This window comes from Aquiflexum sp. (genome assembly GCF_977115555.1).
This window is the reverse complement of sequence record NZ_CDSBKL010000463.1, coordinates 1-2,957: the sequence shown is the minus strand read 5'-3', so window position 1 is coordinate 2,957 and position 2,957 is coordinate 1. Positions and strand designations below refer to the sequence as shown.

Sequence of the window (2,957 nt, the reverse complement as noted above, 5' to 3'; positions counted from 1 at the left end):
CATAAACTAATTCGAAGAACATATTTCTTTTTATTTTTTTTTTAATGTTTTGAATAAAAGAAGAGGGAGCTGGTTTTTGATACAGGTCCATCTTTTAATAAAGTACAAGTTTACGGACAATTTAACCTATTTGGTGTGACTAATGGCACGAAACAAATTTTTTGGAATTTGGGTTTAGTGAATTTTCAATAAAAAAAATGAAGCCCCAACCGTTGGAAATTTTCAATTGATTTCTCGAAAATTTCTGAAGACTGCGGCTTTTTAGACCATTATGAATTCTGTTTAGAATCTTCAGGTATGAAGAATAAACATTAAAATGACAGTTTCAGGTTAATCAATGGGTTTGAAACATTAGAATTGGCTCCGATGATTCCGGAAGGGACAACCATTCTTTGGTTGACAAAATAGTTTTCAGGTGTCACTTTCATGGAAAATCTGTAAGGTTTGTCCTTGTTGATTTTGCTTAGGAGATTTCCTGAAAGGTTGTCTTTTTTATACTTGTTGAAAAGGATCTGTTGTGTCGCCAAAGCAAACACTGAAGGAATTCCTACCCAAACTGTAGCGGATTCAGTTTCAAAGATCGCTGCAAGTCCAAGACCAACCAAAGCTGCGCCACCTGTGGAAAGTCCGATAGTACTTCCCTGCTTCTTATTTAGGTAAACTCCTTTTACGGCTTTTTGACCTAGCATGGTACCGATGACAGTACCTGCCGCAGGAATGAGAAGGACTGCACTTGAAACATCATTTTGAAGGGTTTCGGCAAAAATTGCAAAACCGATCCCTGTTGTCGCCAGGGACAGTGCCGAAATGTTGTTTACATCTCCTTTGGTATAATCATATTTACTGGAAACTTTATTTGCCATAAGTATTCCGCCTACACCACCTGCCAAGAAGGCGGCACCATAAAGATTTGGATTTTCGGATCCCGCAGCTCCTAAAGTAGCCCCGGCAATCCATGGACCTATGGTTCCATAATGACTGACCAATTCGATATGTCCTTCAGAGAAGTTTCTTTTCTTCTGTAATTTAAACCCCACTTCTCCCAAGGCAATACTTCCCAAAGAAGAAAGAATTAATGCTGTTTGGCCAATGTTATCGGATTCTCCAGCAACCAACAATGCCAATGATCCACCGTAAACAAGTCCTAGAAACTTTCCCGTATTGCTGGCCCGGATGACGGAGCGGTTGATGTTTTCATATTTTTTTGGCACCATGACCGGTCCTAATGCCCAAAGCCCACCTGTCAACAAAGGAATGCCAAGGGCTGCAGCACTGCTGATTTCTGTGACAGCCACCAGACTTGCACCGTAATAGGCTCCAAATAGGATATTGGTGGCATAATCTCTTCCTCTCCATTCAAATTCCTCTTCGACTATGGCTGTTTGTTGGGGTCCAAATATTTCTCTGTCCCATTGGGGTTTCATTTTTTCATAAACCGACTTTTCATCATCCGAAAGCCTAGAGAAATAATTGGAAAGGTAGGTTTCATAATCATTCAGATAAGAAGATTCATCAGCTGATAAGACGATGCCGGTATTGCTTTTTTGTTTGATGATCCTGTAAGTTTCTTTGTTGGATTCTTCCCAATACCCCCTGGCTGTATAAATGCCCTGTGCATTTGCTTGGGAAAAAAGTGAAAGAGTCAAGATGAAAAGAAAAACTACAGTGGAAAGAAGGTATTTTGCTTTCATAGTTTGGAATGGGAGTTGGATTGGGATTCAAATAAAAGAACAATTTTGGTCGAATAAACAAATGAAAATTAAGAATAGCCAAAAATGGTTACGCAGTTTTTACATTTTAGGTTTTTGATTGGGAAGACGGACTTTTTTTATATCAATTGCCTTCAGTTTTAAAATGATTTTTGGAATGCATTCTTGGATTGGATTTGGTTCGGTTTTCATTTTTTATGATTAAAATCATATAGTGAGATGACCCGGGTTTCCTAATCAGGTTGTCAATGCTTTTAGATTTGCCTGCTTCATTTGGTCCTTACAATAAAAAAAATAGAAAAGTACCCGCTTATGTTCAATTCCCACACCACTGCACACAGTTTCCATATCCCGGTCATGGGATTGGGTTTTACCGCTGATACCCCGATCAAAGTAGCCAAATATGGTATTTCCTCGGTAGTCTCAATTATGGATGACCATATGTTGGAAGACCTGAGGCGCATTTACAGCAGAAAGCTGGAGATTCCCTACCTTCCGATTTCCGAAAAAACAACCGATTCCCGCGCAAACAGGATCAAAGCCTACCTTAATTTATTGCATGTATCAGTCAATAAACAGATAGAGGAACTCAAATCCCAATCTTTTGAATATGGGATTGCTATCAATGAATATTTCAATTTGCTTCCTGACAGTCATGGTCTGAAAATACTGTATGAAAGAATGAAGCAAGAGGTCGGAGAAGCCAAAGAAACCATCCAAAACAAACTGAAAGCCGCAATTTCCCCCGGAAAAATCGATGTCAACATCATGACCAAAGTAGACAAAATCAACTTTGATAAGGATGGAAAAGAACTGCCAAGGGAATATTCAGACGCTCTCTCTGCCCTAAGGGGATTTGCAGAAAGTGACCTGGAATCTTCCGTCGTATTTTCTGCCGGGATGAATCCTGCGCTCTATGGCTATGCAGAGCAGTTCGCAGATTTCTTTCCTGACCAAAATGGAAAAATCAAAAAAGGCATTATCCTCAAAGTCAGCGATTATCGTTCCGCTTTGATTCAGGGCAGATTTTTGGCCAAAAAAGGATTGTGGGTTTCTGAATTCAGGATCGAATCGGGACTCAACTGTGGGGGTCACGCCTTTGCTACGGATGGATTATTGATCGGTCCGATATTGGAGGAATTCAAATACAACAGAGCGGAATTGAAACAGGTATTGTTTGAAACTTGCCAAAAGGCTTTGACAGACAAGGGAAGTCACCTTCTTTCAGAGGATATTATGCCGAAGATC

The 2,957-nt window shown here is 39.9% G+C and carries 1 protein-coding gene and 1 pseudogene; one reads left to right on the top strand and one right to left on the bottom strand.

The annotated features are described in order from the left end of the window. Positions 1–311: 311 nt before the first annotated feature. Positions 312–1,691 carry a hypothetical protein gene (locus ACZFYI_RS18285; protein ID WP_462525563.1) on the bottom strand — a complete coding sequence of 460 codons (1,380 nt, stop codon included), beginning with the start codon at positions 1,689–1,691 and terminating at the stop codon, positions 312–314. Between the two features lie 330 nt (positions 1,692–2,021). On the opposite strand from ACZFYI_RS18285, the pseudogene ACZFYI_RS18280 reads away from it, so the two are divergent. Beyond that, positions 2,022–2,957, top strand: a pseudogene (locus tag ACZFYI_RS18280) (hypothetical protein); the annotation flags it as partial.

Bases quoted from the DNA above. Each gene is read 5' to 3' on its own strand.
- ACZFYI_RS18285 (WP_462525563.1), bottom strand. From the start codon at position 1,691: ATGAAAGCAAAATACCTTCTTTCCACTGTAGTTTTTCTTTTCATCTTG.